Here is an 18,222-nt window from a genome sequence, read left to right as displayed (position 1 = left end):
TGATCGGGACGGAAGATTCTGTCCCGCGCGCCGTCCGCACAGTTGCGGCGCGCCGTTGCAACGCCGCAAGCCGAAGAGATTTGCCCCATGCTCGCCTCCATGTCGATCCGCGCCAAGATCATCACGGTCGTGGCGTTCCTGCTCGTTGTCATGACCGGCGTGGGCCTGCTCGCCCTGAAGAACATGCGGTCGATGAATGCCAATACGGTCGACATCACGACCAATTGGTTGCCGAGCGTGCGCGTGCTCGGCGAGCTGCGCGCCAATGCCATCACCTACCGCAACGTAATCCGCGAGCACATGCTCGCCGAGACGCTGGACGAAAAGGTCGCGCAGGAAAAGACCGCCGCGACCGTCAACGAGATGATCGCCAAATCCCGGCAGAGCTACGAGCCGATGATCACGACGGCGGAGGAGCGGTCCATGTATACCGAATGGGCCCGGCTCTGGGGCGACTACCTCAAAGGCACCGAGCAGGTCATGGCGCTGTCGCGCAAGGAGGCCGGGAAGATCGCGCACGAGGCGCATGAGCTGAACCAGCAGACGGTCAACAAGATCGGGCTGCAGGCCGACGAGATCTTGAAGAAGGATATCGACGTCAACAATACGGGGGCGGACAAGGCTTCCACCGATGCTGCGGACACCTATTCGTCTTCCTTCATGCTGCTGGTCGTGATCATCGGCATTGCGGCAGTCGCAGGCATCGCGGTCGGCCTCTATATGGTGCAGGACGTCTCGAAGGGGATCGCGTCGATCGTGACGCCGATGCAGGCGCTGGGCCAGGGTGATCTTGCGGCCGAAGTGCCGCATCGCGGCGAGAAGACCGAAATGGGCGCGATGGCGGATGCGCTGCAGATCTTCAAGGACGCGTTGATTGCCAAGAAGGCCGCGGACGAGGCGGCGGCGCGCGACGCGGAAGCCAAGATCGAACGCGGCCGGCGCGTCGACGGCATCACGCGCGAATTCGAGGCGATGATCGGCGAGATCGTCAGCACCGTCTCTGCCGCGTCGACGCAGCTCGAAGCTTCCGCCGGCAAGTTGACCTCGACGGCCAATCGCTCGCAGCAGCTCGCCACCACCGTGGCTGCGGCTTCCGAAGAGGCGTCCGCCAATGTCCAGTCGGTTGCGACTGCGACCGAGGAGATGGCCTCCTCGGTCAACGAGATCAGCCGCCAGGTGCAGGAATCGGCGCGGATGGCGAGCGAGGCCGTGGGCCAGGCGCGCAGCACCACCGATCGCGTCAGCGAGCTGTCGCGGGCGGCGACGCGGATCGGCGATGTCGTCGAGCTCATCAACACCATCGCAGGCCAAACCAACCTGTTGGCGCTAAACGCCACGATCGAAGCGGCGCGTGCCGGCGAAGCCGGCCGCGGCTTCGCCGTCGTCGCCACCGAAGTGAAGGCGCTCGCCGAGCAGACCGCGAAGGCGACCGGCGAGATCGGACAGCAGATCTCCGGCATCCAGGCGGCCACGCATGAGTCCGTCAATGCGATCCGGGATATCTCCTCGACGATCGAGAAGCTGTCGGAGATCGCCTCGACCATCGCCGCCGCCGTCGAAGAGCAGGGCGCTGCCACCCAGGAAATTTCGCGCAACGTGCAGCAGGCTGCCCGCGGCACCCAGGACGTCTCCTCCAACATCACCGACGTGCAGCGCGGCGCGACCGAGACCGGATCAGCATCGTCGCAGGTGCTGTCGGCCGCCCAGACCCTGTCCGGCGACAGCACCCGTCTCCGCCAGGAGGTCAGCAAATTCCTGACCTCGGTGCGCGCGGCTTAGAACGGCGTCAGTCCGACAACGGACCGCGATCCAACGGTTTCAAGGGAGCCCGGCGGCAGCCGCGGCTCCCTTTGCATTTAGATTTGTATTTGAACATGAGTTGTAGTTGCGGCTGCGTCAGCATGCGGCATCTGATCGATCCGTGATTTCCCGGCGCGGCAATTTAACGCGATACTAGCCAGCCTGTTCAATTCTTAGCCGCTCGCCGCCGCAAAAGACGGCACATGATTCGCGGTCCTGGCGGTGCACGCATTTGTGCTGTTGCCGGCCGTGACTATCTTCGAGGTCCTCAGAATGCGCAAAAATTTTCCCGTCACCACCGTCGAATATCCCGTCACGGACGAGACCCTCATCGTCTCACAGACGGATACCAAGGGAAAGCTCACGTTCTTCAACGACGACTTCATCGCGGCCGCCGGCTTTGCGCCGGCGGAACTGATGGGCCAGCCGCATAACATCATCCGCCATCCGGACATGCCGCCGGAGGCGTTCGAAAATCTCTGGAGCACGCTCAAGACCGGCAAGCCCTGGGTCGGCGCGGTGAAGAACCGGCGCAAGAACGGCGACTTCTATTGGGTGCTGGCGACGGCCTCGCCGATCCGGCAGAACGGGCAGGTGACGGGCTACACTTCGGTTCGTACCAAGCTGCCCGCCGACCAGCGCGCCGAGGCCGAACAGGTCTACGCGGCGATCCGCGAGAAGCGTTCGCACAACTACAAGATCGCGGCCGGCGTGATCCGTCGCCGCTCGATCTTCGATGTTTTCGAGATGTTCACGCGAACGCTCAACGCGCGTCTTCTGACGCTGCTTGCCGTGCAGACGGCGCTGATGCTCGCGATCGCGGGCAGCGCTCTGTTGGGTCTGCCGGGCGCCGTGGTACCGACGCTGGCACTGTTCGGCGCCGCCTTCGCCGGTTTGCTGGTGGTGCAACTGCTCCAGGCGATCGGTGCGCCACTGCAGCATGTCAACGAGACGATGGGCAACATCGTGCAGGGCAAGCTCGATACTCGCGTCAGGATCGAACGCGACGACGAAATCGGCGAGGTGCTGCGCAATCTGCAGAGTGTGCAGACCATCGTCCGCTTCAGCAAGGAGGAGCTGAAGGCCTCCGAGCACCGCGCTGCTGTGCAGCGCCGCACTGAAATGACCAGGCTGGCCGACACGTTCGAAGGCGCGGTCGGCGAGATCGTCGAGACCGTTTCCTCGGCCTCGACCGAACTGGAAGCATCGGCCACGACGCTGTCGTCGACCGCCGACCGCGGGCAGGAGCTGGCGAGCGTGGTCGCGTCGGCCTCCGAGGAGGCGTCCACCAATGTCCAGTCGGTGGCCTCCGCCAGCGAGGAGATGGCGTCCTCGATCCAGGAGATCGGCCGGCGCGTGCAGGAATCCGCCAAGATGGCAGGCGAGGCAGTTCATCAGGCCCGCGCCACCAACGATCGCGTCGGCGAGTTGTCGAAGGCTGCGACCCGCATCGGCGATGTCGTCGAGTTGATCAACACCATCGCCGGCCAGACCAACCTCTTGGCGCTGAATGCCACGATCGAGGCGGCGCGTGCCGGCGAAGCCGGACGCGGCTTCGCCGTGGTGGCCTCCGAGGTCAAGGCGCTCGCGGAGCAGACGGCGAAGGCGACCGGCGAGATCGGCCAGCAGATTTCGAGCATCCAGGCCGCAACGCAGGAATCGGTCAGCGCCATCCAGGCGATCAGCATCACCATCGAGCGGCTGTCGGAAATCTCGTCCGCGATTGCGGCCGCGGTGGAGCAGCAGGGCGCGGCCACCCAGGAGATTTCCCGCAGCGTCCAGCAGGCGGCGATCGGCACCCAGGAGGTCTCCTCCAACATCGCCGACGTCCAGCACGGCGCCACCGAAACGGGCTCGGCCTCGGTGCAGGTGCTGAGCGCCGCCAAATCCCTGTCCGACGAGAGCAACCGTCTCAAGCTGGAAGTGGACAAATTCCTGCATTCGGTGCGCGCCGCCTAAGGCCGCATCGGCGGTCGCCCCGCGAGCTTCTGGCTTCCGGTGACGGCGTTTCGGCATGGCTGCCCTTCGCGCAGGCAGGCCGGAGCTTATTGCAGGCCTTCGCGGGCGCCGGTCATGCAGAAGTGAGAGGGGAGCATTCCGCTGCCCTCTTTTCTATTTTGCTGCAGTTGCGCTAGATCAATGCGAATGCTTCCAAATGGGGTCCGCGCAGGTGTGGCCCGGAAAAGCTTGATCGATGATCGCACTGGTCCGCATCGCCCTGAGCCGGCCGTACACCTTTGTCGTGCTCGCGCTCCTTCTCCTGATCGTCGGGCCGCTGGCGGCGCTGCGCACCCCGACCGACATCTTTCCGGACATTCGCATTCCCGTAATCGGCGTGGTCTGGCAGTACACCGGCCTGCCGCCGGACCAGATGTCCGGCCGCATCACCACCCCATTCCAGCGCGCGCTGACCACGACCGTCAACGACATCGAGCATATCGTCGCCAATTCCTATAACGGCTTCGGCATCATCAAGATCTTCTTCCAGCCGGGCGTCGATATCCGCACCGCGAACGCCCAGGTCACCGCGATCTCGCAGACGCTGCTGAAGCAGATGCCGCCGGGCGCGACGCCGCCTTTGATCTTAAACTACAGCGCCTCCACTGTGCCGATCATCCAGGTGGCGCTGTCCGGCGAAGGCCTGACCGAGCAGAACCTCGCCGATATCGGCATCAACCAGCTGCGCACGCCGCTGGTCACGGTTCCCGGTGCGGCGATTCCGTATCCATTCGGCGGCAAGCAGCGCCAGGTGCAGATCGACCTCGATCCGACCGCGCTGCAGGCCCGCGGCCTGTCGGGCCAGGACGTCGCCAATGCGCTCGCCGCGCAAAACCTGATCACCCCGGTCGGCACCCAGAAGATCGGCGAGTTCGAGTACAACATCCAGCTCAACAACTCGCCTTTGAAGCTGGAGGATCTCGGCAACCTGCCGATCAAGGCCGCGAATGGGGCCATGGTTTATATCCGCGACGTCGCCAGCGTCCGCGACGGCAACCCGCCGCAGACCAACATCGTGCATGTGAACGGCAACCGCTCGGTGCTGATGATGGTGCTGAAGGCCGGCGCCACCTCGACGCTCGACATCATCTCCGGCATCAAGCAGAAGGTGATCGACGTTCGCGATCAATTGCCCGACGCCTTGCGGATCGGCTTCATCGGCGACCAGTCGGTGTTCGTACGCTCCGCCATCTCGGGCGTTGCCTTCGAGGGCGTGATCGCCGCGCTGCTGACCAGCGTGATGATCCTGTTGTTCCTCGGGAGCTGGCGCTCGACCGTCATCATCGCAGTCTCGATCCCGCTGTCGGTGCTCGGCGCCATCATCATGTTGGCTGCGATCGGCGAGACGCTCAACATCATGACGCTCGGCGGGCTCGCGCTCGCGGTCGGTATCCTCGTCGACGACGCCACGGTGACGATCGAGAACATCAACTGGCATCTGGAGCAGGGCAAAGCAGTCGAGCCCGCGATCATGGACGGCGCCAACCAGATCGTGACACCGGCCTTCGTCTCGCTGCTCTGCATCTGCATCGTGTTCGTGCCGATGTTCTTCCTGACTGGTGTCGCCCGCTTCCTGTTCGTGCCGATGGCGGAAGCGGTGATGTTCGCGATGGTGTGGTCGTTCATCCTGTCGCGCACTTTGGTGCCGACCATGGCGAAATATCTCTTGAAGCCGCATGTCGCCCATGGCGAGCATGGGCCGGCGCCGACGCGCAATCCGCTCGTACTGTTTCAGCGTGGCTTCGAGGCGCGGTTCGAGCGCATCCGCGCTGGCTATCGCGGGCTGCTCACGCTGGCGATGCAGGCGCGGCCTGTGTTCCTGCTCGGCTTTCTCGGCTTCGTCGGGCTGTCGTTCCTGCTGGTGCCCTATCTCGGCCGCAACTTCTTCCCGTCGGTCGATGCCGGCGCGATCCTGATGCATGTGCGCACCCAGGTCGGCACCCGCATCGAGGAGAGCGCCAACCAGTTCGCAGACGTGCAGAAGGCGATCCGCAGGATCGTCCCGCCATCCGAGATCGAGACGCTCGCCGACAACATCGGCATGCCGATCTCCGGCATCAACATGACCTATAACAACACCGGCGTGATCGGCGCCCAGGACGGCGACATCCAGATCAAGCTGAAGGAGGGGCATCGCCCGACCGAAGAATACGTCCAGGCGCTGCGCGAGCAGCTGCCGCGGCAGTTTCCCGGCATGAGCTTCGCATTCCTCCCCGCGGACATCGTCAGCCAGATCCTCAATTTCGGTGCGCCGGCGCCGATCGACCTGCAGGTGCGCGGTGCCAATGTCGCGGCGAACTTCGCCTATGCCAACAAGCTGCTCGCCCGCATCAGACACATCCCGGGCATTGCGGACGCGCGCATCCAGCAATCGCCGAGCAACCCGACCTTCAACATCGATGTCGACCGCACCCGCGCGCAATATGTCGGCCTGACCGAGCGCGACGTCACCAACAGCCTCGTGGTCAACCTCGCCGGCTCCTCGCAGGTCGCGCCGACCTATTATCTCAATCCCGACAACGGCGTGTCCTATTCGATCGTGATGCAGACGCCGCAATTTGCGATCGACTCCTTGAGCAAGCTAGAGACCTTGCCGATCTCCGCGACCAATTCGCCGTCGGCGCCGATCCTGGGCGGCATCGCCGACATCAAGCGCTCGACCTCAAGCGCGGTGGTCTCGCAATACGACATCCAGTCGATGGTGCAGATCTACGCCACCACGCAGGGCCGCGACCTCGGCGCGGTCAGCAACGACGTGCGCGCCGTGATCGCCGACACGGCCAAGGAGGTGCCGAAGGGCTCCTCGGTGGTGCTGCTGGGCCAGGTGCAGACCATGAACAGCGCCTTCTCAGGGCTCCTGTTCGGCCTGCTCGGCGCGGTCGTGCTGATCTATCTCTTGATCGTCGTCAACTTCCAGTCCTGGTCCGATCCGTTCGTGATCATCACTGCGCTGCCGGCGGCGCTCGCCGGCATCGTCTGGATGCTGTTCGTCAGCCACACCACGCTGTCGGTGCCGGCGCTGACCGGGGCCATCATGTGCATGGGCGTGGCCACCGCGAACAGCGTGCTGGTGATCAGCTTCGCCCGCGAGCGCTACGAAGAGCTCGGCGATCCCGTGGCCGCCGCGATCGAGGCTGGCTTCGTCCGCTTCCGCCCGGTGCTGATGACGGCGCTCGCCATGATCATCGGCATGACACCGATGGCGCTGGCGCTGGGCGAGGGCGGCGAGCAGAATGCGCCGCTCGGCCGCGCCGTGGTCGGCGGTTTGATTTTCGCGACGTTCGCGACGTTGATGTTCGTTCCCGTCGTGTTCAGTTTGGTGCATAAGAAGCAGGCCGGCAAAGACGCCGCCGCATTGGAGACAGCGCATGTCCACTGAAACGCACAAGCCGGTCTCGCGCTTGAAGTTCGGCCTGTTCGCGCTGGTGGCGGGCGCCGGCCTGGTGTTTGCCGTGGTCACCGGCATCCGCGCCCGCGAGGACAGCGATGCCAAGCTGAAGGAATGGACCGACGACCAGGCGGTCCCGACGGTGGCGGTGACCAACCCCGATGCGAAGGTGCTGAACAACACGATCGATCTGCCGGGCCGGCTGGAAGCCTATTATCGCGCGCCGATCTTCGCCCGCGTCAGCGGCTATCTGAAGAGCTGGAGCGCCGACATCGGCACGCCGGTCAAGGCGGGGCAAGTGATCGCCGAGATCGAGGCGCCCGACCTCGATCAGCAGCTGTTGCAGGCGCGCGCCGACCTGACCAGCGCGCAGGCCTCAGCCGTGCTGTCGGAGGCGACATTGAACCGGCGCAAGACCCTGCTGGCCTCGAACTTCGTGTCGATGCAGGAGATCGACGAGCGCACCGCCGACCTCGACAACAAGAAGGCGGCGGTGAAGTCGGGTCAGGCCAATGTGGAGCGGCTGGAGGTGCTGGCTGGCTACAAGAAGATCACAGCTCCCTTCGGTGGCGTCGTCACGGCGCGCGATACCGACGTCGGCGCGCTGATTAATGCCGGTGGCGGCTCGACGCCGATGTTCGTGATCTCGGATATCAAGAAGCTGCGCGTCTACGTCAACGTGCCGCAGAACTACGTGCCGGCGGTGAAGATCGGCGCCAAGGCCACGATATCCGTGCCGGAATATCCGACGCGGAGCTTCGAGGCGACGGTGGAAGCCTCGGCCCAGGCCGTCGACGTCGCCTCAGGCACCACGCGGATGCAGCTCGGCCTCGACAACGCGAAGAGCGAGCTGATGCCCGGCGGCTATGCCAGCGTGAAGCTGAACCTGCAGCGCGACACCGTGCCGCTCTACATTCCCGCGAGCGCGCTGATGTTCGATCAGAACGGCCTGCGCGTGGCCACCGTCGGCGCGGACGACAAAGTGAAGTTCAAGACTGTGACGATCGCGCGCGACCTCGGCCGCAACATCGAGCTCGGCTCCGGGCTCACGGTGGACGACCGCGTCATCGTCGCGCCGCCTGATGGTCTGGCCGATGGCGATCCGGTCCACATCGCCGGACCCAAGAAGGACGCCAAGCCCGAGAAGGTCTCGGCCGCGCAGGACGGCAAGGGCTGATAGTAAAAGCTGACGTCGAAGCCAGGCTCCGGCGTTGCCTCGTCTGCTGCGTTGTCGCCAGCGCAACGATTGCGCTGTCAGCTAGGGCATGTACTCATTAGGCGGCCGGCCGATTGATGTCCGGTCAACCCCCGACAGCAGCCCAGGAGCGGACATTCTCCGAGGTCGCAGGGTGAGCCAAGAGCCGACATGAGTTGATCGCGACGGCGAACCGTCCCCGTCATTCTAGTGGTGAGCACCTTTGGCGGCTAACATCCGCCAGCGCCTCAAATACAGCAGGCGTGCGCTCCAAGCGGGCAATCGTTCGCGCGCCTTCGAGGGCGGCGACCAATGCGGCTGCGGTAGAGGATGCGCGCGCCGGAGCGAAGCCGCACCCCCTAAAATGCTCCACAATAATCTCGGTCGAATCAACAAATCCGCGCGCTACCCGTTTGGTCAGCTCAGCGTCCAGCGCGGGCAGCTCATTCGCCAGATTCTGCATGAGACATCCGTACTGGAAATCAGAGGTGACCATTTCGGCGGCGAACGTGCGGAAGAGCTGATGAACAAAATTCAGAGCATCGCCCGTCGTATTCGCGGAGATACTCCGCAATACCGCGATCCTACTCGCAACGTAATGATCGATTGCTTCTTCTGCGAGCTGTGCCTTGCCGCGTGGAAAGTGAAAATAGAACGACCCTTTAGGCGCACCGCTTTCTTCAATGATCTGGGTCAATCCGGTCGCAGTGTAGCCTTGGATGCGAAACAGCCGTTCGGCCGTGGCAATCGCGCGAGCGCGGGCGTCAGTCTTACGTGGCATGCCGTGAACCTAACACCTTTCGCTTGACCTTTCTATGGCGATCGCCATAGTATGGTGATCACTATAGAACAGCGGGGGATGTGCCTCTGCCCAGGCGGACTCAGCGTTTCGTCATGACTGAGCCAGTGAGTTTCGAGCCATCGGCGTCTCGACGAGCCATCTTGGCGATGGGCGCGGCCGGCTTGGCTGCGGCTTCACTTCGACCGGCCCGCGCAAACCTCCCAGGAGGAACTGATTTGACCACATCAACGTATCGCGAGGGCACGCTTCCCAAGGGGGTCCGCTCGCGCATGATCCATGGGGTCAATGGCCTCGATGTCCATATTCTCGAGGCCGGTTACGAAAGCCCCGGCCGGCCGCTCGCGCTGCTTCTGCACGGCTTTCCGGATTTGGCTTATGGCTGGCGCCAACTGATCCCAATTTTGGCTGACGCCGGGTACCATGTCGTGGCGCCCGATCAGCGGGGTTTTGGCCGCACCACCGGTTGGGTGAATGGCTATGACACCCCGCTGGAGCCCTTCAGCCTCCTGAACATGACGCGCGACGCCCTCGGATTGGTTTCGGCGTTGGGGTATCGGCGCACGGCGATGCTCGTCGGGCACGACTTCGGCTCGCCCGTGGCGGCCTATTGTGCGCTCGCTCGACCTGACGTCTTTCCGTCGGTGGTGCTGATGAGCGCACCGTTCCCCGGTCCGCCGGCGTTTCCGTTCGACATTGCGGAAAGCGAGGCATCGCCGCTTCAACCGAACACTGAAAATCAAAAGTTGGCGGCCGCGCTGGCGGCGCTCGACCCGCCCAGAGTGTACTACCAACAATATTTGAGCACACGGGAGGCGAACGATGACATGTGGCATCCCCCTCAAGGTCTACACGCGTTTCTTCGCGCGTTTTTCCACGTCAAGAGCGCCGACTGGCCGGGAAATAAGCCGCATCCGTTGAAGGCGCGAACCGCCATCGAACTTGCACAAATGCCCACCTATTACGTCATGGATCTCGGCAAGACGATGCCCCAGACCGTCGCTCCATTCCAACCTTCCGCCGCCGAGGTCCGATCCTGCAAATGGCTCACCGAGCCGGAACTTGGAGTGTACACGGAGGAGTATGGCCGCACTGGATTTCAAGGCGCTCTGCAGGCTTATCGCGTCTATTCCGATCCTGACCTAAACGCTGAGTTGCGCCTGTTTTCGGGCAAGACGATCGATGTCCCTTCGCTCTTCATCGGCGGGAAGAGCGACTGGGGGACCTATGCGGCGCCGGGCGCGGTCGATCTTATGAGGACGAAGGCTGCGACGAGGATGGCTGGCATCGAGCTGATCGACGGCGCCGGTCACTGGATCCAACAGGAGCAGCCGGTTCGGCTCGGCACGCTCCTGCTCGCCTTCATCAAGGATGTCGGTGGGGCGGATCACACCGGCGATTTTGGACTTGGCGGCCGTTAGCCCGGGTGACGCGATCGTTTTTTGTCTTGCCAATCACACAACCCGCCAACATGCGTCGCGCCCATCCTGGCGCTCCGGGCGCGTCCCAACGTGTTGTAAGAAACGAGTCTGCTCTGGGTCAGCCCAGAAGCTTTCTGGCGACAGCGGCTGGCTGAAGCAGGAGGTCAGCAAATTCCTGAGCTCGGTGCGGACGGCGTAGCCCTGCCGCTCTGAACTCGCTGATTCACTCCTCAGGTCAAAATTGTTCAGAGGGCTTCGGATCGAAGCGGCATTGACCGGCCATCAAGCGCTTGATGGCCGGGCGATGCATGTCTTGCACACACTTGAAGGAAAAAGCGGAGGCGCGGGCGTTCGGGCTCAACAGGCTCCCGCCAATAGACAGGGCCACCGGCCGCTGCCCTCTGCACACGCTATGGTAGTCCCTCGAAAACACCATCGCGTGGTGTCCGGGGCTCGTGGGCGACCAATTCATCAAACCGCTTCGCTAATCAGAAAATCCCGTCGATTTGAAGGCGGCTGCGGCTTTGCCGCCGCAGAGGTGCAGTGAGATCGCACCGATCAACCTGCGCATGCATTTGCGCGGTATGTGCACACAGCCGGGAGGCAAGTTCGGCCGAGGGCCGCCATGGCGCCATATTCCCCATTACGTTCACACAGACCTCGCGAGCGAGGCCTATTCGACTGACGGTCCAATATTCGTGGTGAATACGCTCATGACATATTCTCCGTCCCGGCGGACGCTGGTGCTGTCGGCGGCCACCGCTGCGGCCGCATTCGGGCTCGACGCAGAGCTCGCCGTCGTCGCGGCGCGGCCGCATCGCCGCACCGAGGATCCGGAGCGCGGCTTTTTCCGTGCCCGGATCGGCGAGGCCGAAGTCATCGCACTCTATGATGGCATCTGGGAGAAACCGCATGAAGCCGGCTTCATCAGCAATGCGAGCGTGAGCGAGACCAAACAGGCGCTCGCTGCCGCCGGCCTGCCGTCCGCCTTCGTCACCATTCCGATCGCGACCTATGTCGTCCGGTTCAAGGGCAAGACCGTGCTGTGCGATGCCGGCGGCGGCGGCCAGGTGCAGGGTTACAATCCCGACTCCATCTTCATCTCCGGTCGCATGCTCGGCAATCTGAAGGCCGCCGGCATCCAGCCAGGCGAGATCGACACGATCCTGGTCTCGCATTTCCATCCCGATCATATCTTCGGACTGCTTGGCGAGGACACCAATGCGCCGGTGTTTCCCAATGCCGAGATCATCGTCGCCGGGGCCGAATACAAATGGTGGACCGATCCGTCTTTGACCGGCCGGCTGCCGCCGGGGCGACAGCCACTGGCCCGCCGCATCCAGACCGTGATCCCAAACTGGAAGAACGTCCTGCCGGTGGACGGCGAAGACGAGGTCGTTCCCGGCATCCGCTTCGTCAGCGTGCCCGGTCATACGCCGGGCCACACCGCCTTTCATCTCTCCTCCGGTTCGGAGCAGCTGATGATCTCGAACGATACCGCCTATCTGCCGGCGCTGTGCGCGCGGCATCCTGGCTGGCACGGCGCGTTCGATCAGGACGGGGTGCTCGCGGAAGCGAGCCGCCGCAAGCTGCTCGATCGCGTGGTGGCGGAGCAGATGCTGATCTGTGGGACCCATTTCCCCTGGCCCGGCTTCGGCCGGCTCACCCGTGACGGCGGCAGCTATGCGCTCGATATGCTCCACGCCTGACCCCGCGCGGGTCCTGGGAGCGGGGGGCCGCGCATGGCCGTGAGGACGCATTATGAGATTCTCGGCGTCTCGCCATGTGCCGATGTCGAGATCATCAAGCAGGCCTTCCGCAAGGCGGTGAAGGCGCATCACCCGGACCTGCGCGGCGGCCCTGACGCTGCAGCCGACCGGCACGTCAAGATGATCATCGCGGCCTACCGGGTGCTGCGCGACCCCGATCTGCGCGCCGAATATGACGCCCTTCTCGCTGAGGCGCGCGATCGCGCGAGGTCCGAGCGATGGAATGCGATCTTCCAGTTCACGGCGATGACGGCCGTGCTGAGCGTGATCCTGATCGGGGTGGAGCTCTTGTTCTTGCCGGAGATCCACGGCTGGATGTCGACGGCCTCGCTCCGATCGATCGCGATGCGGATGCGGCCGCGCGCGCCCGAGCCCGCGCTTGCGCCCAAGCCTGCTGCTACGCCTGAGAGCCGTGCCGACACGGCGCCGGTTGCGACCGCTCGACCGGCCGGCTCGCCGATGGCGTTTGACGCCGGTCCCGATGATCGCGACATTCCGCCGATCCCGCCAGCTGCTGCCGCGGCGCATGGGGAGATCACGAGCCCCGGCGACGAGGAACAGACAGCCGCAGTCTCCAGTCTCGATCACGGTGTTGACCTCAGTCGCCGCGACGATCTCGATCGCGCGATCGCTGATTTCGACGCGGCCATCCGGCTCTGGCCCGACAATGCGCAAGCCTACCGCTATCGAGGCCGTGTCTGGAGCCGCAAAGGCGACCTGGACCGCGCAATCGCCGATCTCGATGTGGCGATCCGGCTCGATCCCAAGAATCCGGGGCTGCTTCACGACCGCGGCCTGATCCGGCAGCAGCGGGGCGAGTTCGACGAAGCCCTGGTCGATCTCGACCACGCCGTGCGCATGAGCTTCAGCGATGCCGAGATCTATAGTGATCGCGCGGCGGTGTGGCTTGCGAAGGGAAGCTACGACCGCGCGCTGGCCGACCTGGATCAGGCGCTCAAGCTCAACCCGCAGCTTCTGAGCGCGGTGCGGCGCCGCGATGAGGCGCTCGAGCGCAAGCACGAACGCGACCACGCCAGCGAAAGCGGCAATGTCCCGCCGGCGCTTCGCGATGATATCACCGGCGCGCTGCCGAACCCTCCGGCGCCCCCGAGCGGCACGCGTTGAATACCCTCTCCCCTTGTGGGAGAGGGTGGCAGCCGAAGGCTGCCGGGTGAGGGGTTTCTCTCCGCAGAGGCGGTTGCGCCGGCGAGGCAAACCCCTCACCCGAGTGAGTATGACGTTGACGTCGGCGTAGCCCTCTCCCGCAAGGGAGAGGGCGCAGTCATCGGCGCTGTGCATCTCAGACGAGAGTCGAAGCTGTCTCTACCTCACTTGCCACTCCGGCACGCCGTCCTCCGCCATCATGATCTCGCCGCGCATGCCGACCGGAGTGCGATCCATGTTCAGCAGAGCCGCGAGCGTGATCCTGTCGCGCGCGGGCACGCGGGCCAGCGTGCGCGCATTGGCTTCGGTGCGCAGCATCACCACGCCATGCTCGACCTCGCCATCGCGATCGTACAGCACCGTGTAGCTCTCGACCTGGCCTCGGCCTGAGGCCTCGGTGACGAACTCCGGCACGTCGCCACGGCTGCGATCGGCGGCCGCCTGCACGCTCGTCTCCTGCGAGAGCGGCGCCTCTGGCGCCTGACGCGACAGCACCAGCGCATGATGCTTGGTGACGAAGCCGCCCTGGCCATAGAGCAGACCGCGCCTGGCACCGCCGCCGCGCAGCCGCCGCACCATCGCGCAGGCCGCATGCGTCATGTAGCTGTTGAGCGGCGCGCCGAAGAAGGTCAGGCCACCGGTCACGGTCGGCTCGATATCGGCGCTCAGGCCGAGCGTTCGCCGCGCCATCTTCGGCACGCAGGGAAAGCAGCTGTAGAGCTCGATGACGTCGAACGCATGCCCCTTGCCGCCGACCAGATCCATCGCCGCTTGCAGCACGGCATTCTGCGGATGGCTTGCAGTGAACTGATCGCGTGCGAGATAGTCCCGCGGGTCCTCGGCCGCGGCGCCGCCGAGCGGATAGATCATGCGCACGTCGGCAATGCCGGCCGCACGCGCGCGTGCCAGGCTGGTGAGGATCAGCGCCGCGCCCATGTTGACCATGGGATTGGCGACCATCAGCTTGGTATAGGGCCAGGCGATCGGGCGGTTCTCGGCCGAGGGCGTGATGATTTCGTCCGACGAAAAATGCCGCTTCAGCCATGCATTCGGGCTGTACGCCGCCACGGCCGAATAGTGCGACCACAACTCGCCGGATTCCTCCAGCGCCTGGCGCGGCGTCTGGCCCCAGGCCGCCGAGGTCGCGGCCTCGTAGAACGGGTAGACCGACACCGGGCGGAACACGCCGAGCTTGACTGCGAGTGGCTTCTGGAACGCAGCGCCGCGCTTCGGCTCCTCGACGTCATGTGCGAACGGCGTCCAGGGCAGGGTAAGCCCGGCGCGCTCGGCCTTGGTCGCCGTCGATTGCGCCTCGGCGCCGCAGACCACCGCCACCTCGCATTCGCCGCGCGCAATGCGTAAGCCCGCCTCGTGGAGGAAGCGGATCGGGCTCTCGCCGCCGACCGGGCCGTAGTGACAATGCGCTGGGTGAGCGCCGAGCCGCTGCGCCAGCAGCTTCTCCGGGTCGCGATAGCGCCAGCTCAGGAAATTGACCACGTCGAGCGAGCCGATGTCGCCCAGCAGTTTCGCCCCGGAATCGAGCTCGGCGCGCCGCACCGCCTGTTCGAGCAAGGCCAGCGGCTCGAGCCCGTCCATGAGATCCTTGGGCCGATCGACGATCTCGCCGACCCCGACGATGACGGGTATGCGTTCTGCGGGCAGTGAAGTCATGGCGTTTCCGAGGGTGCAGCCCATTGAGGGCCGTTATGTTCTGTGGGATCGTTCTGTCATCGCAACGCGGCGCAGGCAATGCAGAAATGCGCAACGCAGACGCGCAGGCTGGACTTCCGCTTGGCCCGCCCAGCGCATAGAACCGGCTTCGCGCCCGTGATGTTCGGAGGATGCCGTGTCTGACGAAACCGCCTATACGCCACCCAAGGTCTGGACCTGGAACAAGCCGAGCGGCGGCCAATTCGCCAGCATCAACCGCCCGATCGCGGGTCCGACGCATGAGAAGGAATTGCCGGTCGGCCGTCATCCTTTGCAGCTCTACTCGCTGGCAACGCCCAACGGCGTCAAGGTGACGGTGATGCTGGAGGAGCTGCTCGCGCTCGGCCATTCCGGTGCGGAGTACGACGCCTGGCTGATCCGCATCAGTGAGGGCGACCAGTTCGGCTCGGGCTTCGTTGCGATCAATCCGAACTCGAAGATTCCGGCGCTGATGGATCGCAGCGGCGAGGCGCCGATCCGCGTGTTCGAATCGGGGTCGATCCTGGTCTATCTCGCCGAGAAGTTCGGCAATGCATTCCTGCCGACCGCGCCGGCGCAGCGCGCCGAATGCTTGTCCTGGCTATTCTGGCAGATGGGGGCCGCGCCCTATCTCGGCGGCGGCTTCGGGCATTTCTACGCCTATGCGCCGAGCAAGATCGAATATGCGATCGACCGGTTCGCGATGGAGGTGAAGCGCCAGCTCGACGTGCTCGACCGGCGCCTGGCGGAGAGCGAATATCTCGCGGGCACGGACTATACGATCGCCGACATCGCGGTGTGGCCGTGGTACGGCGCGCTTGCCAAGGGACTGATTTATGGGGCCGGCGAATTCCTGTCGGTCGACGACTACAAGAACGTGCAGCGCTGGACCGACCAGATCGCGCAGCGGCCCGCGGTGAAGCGCGGCCGCATGGTCAACCGCGTCTTCGGCGATCCCAAGAGCCAGCTGCACGAACGCCACGATGCATCGGACTTCGAGACCAGGACGCAGGACAAGATCGGGGAGGGAGGGTAGTCGGCGCAGTGTAGCCGCTCAGGAGATCGTCTTGGCCACGCCGTGTTTGGCCCGGAGACATCGCTGATGCCGCTGCGCGCTGCTCTCGTGTCCCGGACGCGGTGCAGCACGAAGTGCTGCGCCGCAGAGCCGGGACCCAGTCACGCCGCGAGAGTATTGAGCTGGCCTGTTGAATTCCGGCAATTGGATCTGATTGCGCGATCAGTGCGAGCATCTACGCACGTCGCCAGCGCGTCAGAACATTCGCGCGATCGAGCTTCGCGGATCGACTCAAAAGTTCGAAAGAGCCGAGCAGGGCTACGCCGTACTCCCGCGTGAAGTCGGGCATGAGGCTTCTGGGTCCCGGCTCTGCGGCTCGTCACTGCGTGCCGCACCGCGTCCGGGACAAGCAAACGGCGGCGAAAGACCGTTATCCTTCTCCCTTCGCCGGCGGAAAATCCATCCGGTCATTGGTGCGGCAATAGCGGTCGGCGAACATGCGCCCGACCGGGTGGAACAGCTCCATATGCACCCGCATCTTCTCGCGGTCCCACAACTCGTCGCGGATGTGGAAGTTGACGCCTTCGCCGAACACCAGCTGGCGGTCGCCGTTGACGTCGATGATCTTCCAGGTCCTGCATTCCATGGCGAACGGCGCCTCGGCAAGCCGCGGCACCAGCACCGTGCTGGAGGGCGCGAGATTCAGCCCGAGATGATCGGGCTCGCTGACATCGGGGGGAAAGTCGCCGCCGGTGTCGTGCATCGCCTGGGCCAGCGGCTCGTCGGTGATGTGCACCACGAACTCGCCTGAGCGGCGAATGTTGACCAGCGTGTCCTTGGTGCGGCCGTCGGGGCGCAGGTTGATCGCGAACACGCAGAGCGGCGGATCCTCGCCGAGCACGTTGAAGAACGAGAATGGCGCCGCGTTGACGACGCCGGTCTCGCCCATGCTGGTGACCCAGGCGATCGGCCGCGGCAGCACAAAGGAGGTCAGGATCTTGTAGCGCTCGCGCGGGGACAGATCGGTGGGAAGATATTCCATGGACGGGTCCTGCTTGTTGGCTTCATCGCCGAGCGTAGTGCGATGCAGCGTGGCCATAAAGCCGATAAAGCGGGCAGGAGCCGAGCGGAACGGGGCAGCTTTAATTTGCCGGTTGTCGGAACGCCGCGGCTGCCGCGACGTTCGAACTGCACAAAATACTCGTTTTGGAGGTACGCCATGAAAGCGATGGTGAGTGCAATTGCGATCGCGTGTCTGCTGTCTGCAAGTGCGGCATCGGCGCAAAGCGGGGCTCAGAACAATCCGCCGAGCGCGCAGAATTCCGGCGCCGGTATCCAGGGCGCCCCGGGGAACAAGAACGGTCCGCCCACCGACAAGGGCACGGTCGGCTCCAGCTCGTCGATGAGCCGGCAGAACCCTGATGTCAGCGCGCAGGATCCGTCCAACATCAAGGGCATGCCGGGGAACAAGAATGGCCCCGCGGCGAAGTCGCCCTCAAAGAAGTGAGCTGCTGCACGGACGCAGTTTGTCTCGATCGTCGTTCCGGGCTCGCGCACTCTTGCGCCCCGGAATGACAGCGAGTTTGGCTTAAGCCTGCAAATGCTGCCTGTCGGGCAAAGCATCTCACGATGAGAGGGGATGCGGCGGCTGAAACGCGCCCGACCGCCGTAAATCGGCATGCGCGGAAAGATCAATTTGCGCAATCGGGTCAAGCGGATCGTCCCGCTCGGCTCCATCAGCGAAATTATTTCTGTTTCGTTTTTTCAGAATTCGTGCATAGTGTGCGCCATCCCGCCTCGATGAGAGGGGCGTACGCGCGTCGTCACGATACGCGGGGCGGGGATGCGGTGGGCGCTTTGGGTTGCAGCGTGAGGTCACGCGGACGAACAACTCACGGCGCACGGCGAAGTCGCGTGGTCCTGGCATCCCGGTGCTGATGTCCGCGCAACGCGTCAGCGTTGTCGCGAAAATGGGGGCAAGAAA

The 18,222-nt window shown here is 64.4% G+C and carries 12 protein-coding genes; 9 read left to right on the top strand and 3 right to left on the bottom strand.

What is annotated here, in order from left to right; translation table 11 throughout:
• The first annotated feature begins 87 nt into the window (after window positions 1-87).
• The 4 genes from BRAS3843_RS11775 (at window position 88) to BRAS3843_RS11760 (ending at window position 8,363) form a co-directional block, all read left to right on the top strand.
• Window positions 88-1,779 carry a methyl-accepting chemotaxis protein gene (locus BRAS3843_RS11775; protein WP_008969108.1) on the top strand — a complete coding sequence of 564 codons (1,692 nt, stop codon included), beginning with the start codon at window positions 88-90 and terminating at the stop codon, window positions 1,777-1,779.
• Between the two features lie 294 nt (window positions 1,780-2,073).
• Entirely contained in the window at window positions 2,074-3,759 is a 1,686-nt protein-coding gene (locus BRAS3843_RS11770; protein ID WP_008969107.1) for a methyl-accepting chemotaxis protein, read from the top strand.
• Between the two features lie 235 nt (window positions 3,760-3,994).
• Window positions 3,995-7,177, top strand: a complete 3,183-nt coding sequence (locus BRAS3843_RS11765; RefSeq protein ID WP_008969106.1) for an efflux RND transporter permease subunit — start codon at window positions 3,995-3,997, stop codon at window positions 7,175-7,177.
• A complete protein-coding gene (locus tag BRAS3843_RS11760; protein ID WP_008969105.1) occupies window positions 7,167-8,363 on the top strand; it encodes an efflux RND transporter periplasmic adaptor subunit in 1,197 nt (398 codons plus the stop codon). Before BRAS3843_RS11765 ends, BRAS3843_RS11760 begins: the two co-directional genes overlap by 11 nt.
• Window positions 8,364-8,583: 220 nt before the next feature.
• Here the strand turns inward: BRAS3843_RS11760 and BRAS3843_RS11755 are convergent, their stop codons facing one another.
• On the bottom strand, window positions 8,584-9,162 hold the full coding sequence (locus BRAS3843_RS11755; protein ID WP_008969104.1) for a TetR/AcrR family transcriptional regulator: 579 nt from the start codon (window positions 9,160-9,162) through the stop codon (window positions 8,584-8,586).
• Between the two features lie 290 nt (window positions 9,163-9,452).
• Here BRAS3843_RS11755 and BRAS3843_RS11750 point away from each other — a divergent pair, with 290 nt between their 5' ends.
• The 3 genes from BRAS3843_RS11750 to BRAS3843_RS11735 all read left to right on the top strand — a co-directional run bounded on the left by BRAS3843_RS11750 (window position 9,453) and on the right by BRAS3843_RS11735 (window position 13,495).
• Window positions 9,453-10,601 carry an alpha/beta hydrolase gene (locus BRAS3843_RS11750; RefSeq protein WP_035981480.1) on the top strand — a complete coding sequence of 383 codons (1,149 nt, stop codon included), beginning with the start codon at window positions 9,453-9,455 and terminating at the stop codon, window positions 10,599-10,601.
• Between the two features lie 713 nt (window positions 10,602-11,314).
• Entirely contained in the window at window positions 11,315-12,310 is a 996-nt protein-coding gene (locus BRAS3843_RS11740; RefSeq protein ID WP_008969102.1) for an MBL fold metallo-hydrolase, read from the top strand.
• 33 nt (window positions 12,311-12,343) lie between these two features.
• Window positions 12,344-13,495 (top strand): tetratricopeptide repeat protein, encoded by a 1,152-nt coding sequence (locus tag BRAS3843_RS11735; protein WP_008969101.1) that lies wholly within the window; start codon window positions 12,344-12,346, stop codon window positions 13,493-13,495.
• A gap of 198 nt (window positions 13,496-13,693) precedes the next feature.
• Here BRAS3843_RS11735 and BRAS3843_RS11730 read toward each other — a convergent pair whose 3' ends face one another.
• Window positions 13,694-15,205, bottom strand: a complete 1,512-nt coding sequence (locus BRAS3843_RS11730) for an acetyl-CoA acetyltransferase (protein WP_008969100.1) — start codon at window positions 15,203-15,205, stop codon at window positions 13,694-13,696.
• A gap of 175 nt (window positions 15,206-15,380) precedes the next feature.
• Here BRAS3843_RS11730 and yghU point away from each other — a divergent pair, with 175 nt between their 5' ends.
• Window positions 15,381-16,259, top strand: a complete 879-nt coding sequence (gene yghU / locus BRAS3843_RS11725) for a glutathione-dependent disulfide-bond oxidoreductase (protein ID WP_008969099.1) — start codon at window positions 15,381-15,383, stop codon at window positions 16,257-16,259.
• 409 nt (window positions 16,260-16,668) lie between these two features.
• Here the strand turns inward: yghU and BRAS3843_RS11720 are convergent, their stop codons facing one another.
• Complete coding sequence (locus tag BRAS3843_RS11720) at window positions 16,669-17,280, bottom strand: flavin reductase family protein (RefSeq protein ID WP_008969098.1); 612 nt, start codon at window positions 17,278-17,280, stop codon at window positions 16,669-16,671.
• Window positions 17,281-17,457: 177 nt separating this feature from the next.
• On the opposite strand from BRAS3843_RS11720, the gene BRAS3843_RS11715 reads away from it, so the two are divergent.
• Complete coding sequence (locus tag BRAS3843_RS11715) at window positions 17,458-17,745, top strand: hypothetical protein (RefSeq protein ID WP_008969097.1); 288 nt, start codon at window positions 17,458-17,460, stop codon at window positions 17,743-17,745.
• Window positions 17,746-18,222 lie beyond the last annotated feature (477 nt).

The organism is Bradyrhizobium sp. STM 3843, assembly GCF_000239815.1.
In the GTDB taxonomy this organism is placed as follows: domain Bacteria; phylum Pseudomonadota; class Alphaproteobacteria; order Rhizobiales; family Xanthobacteraceae; genus Bradyrhizobium.
The sequence above is the reverse complement of the archived record's forward strand: the minus strand, read 5'-3'. Positions and strand labels throughout refer to the sequence as shown.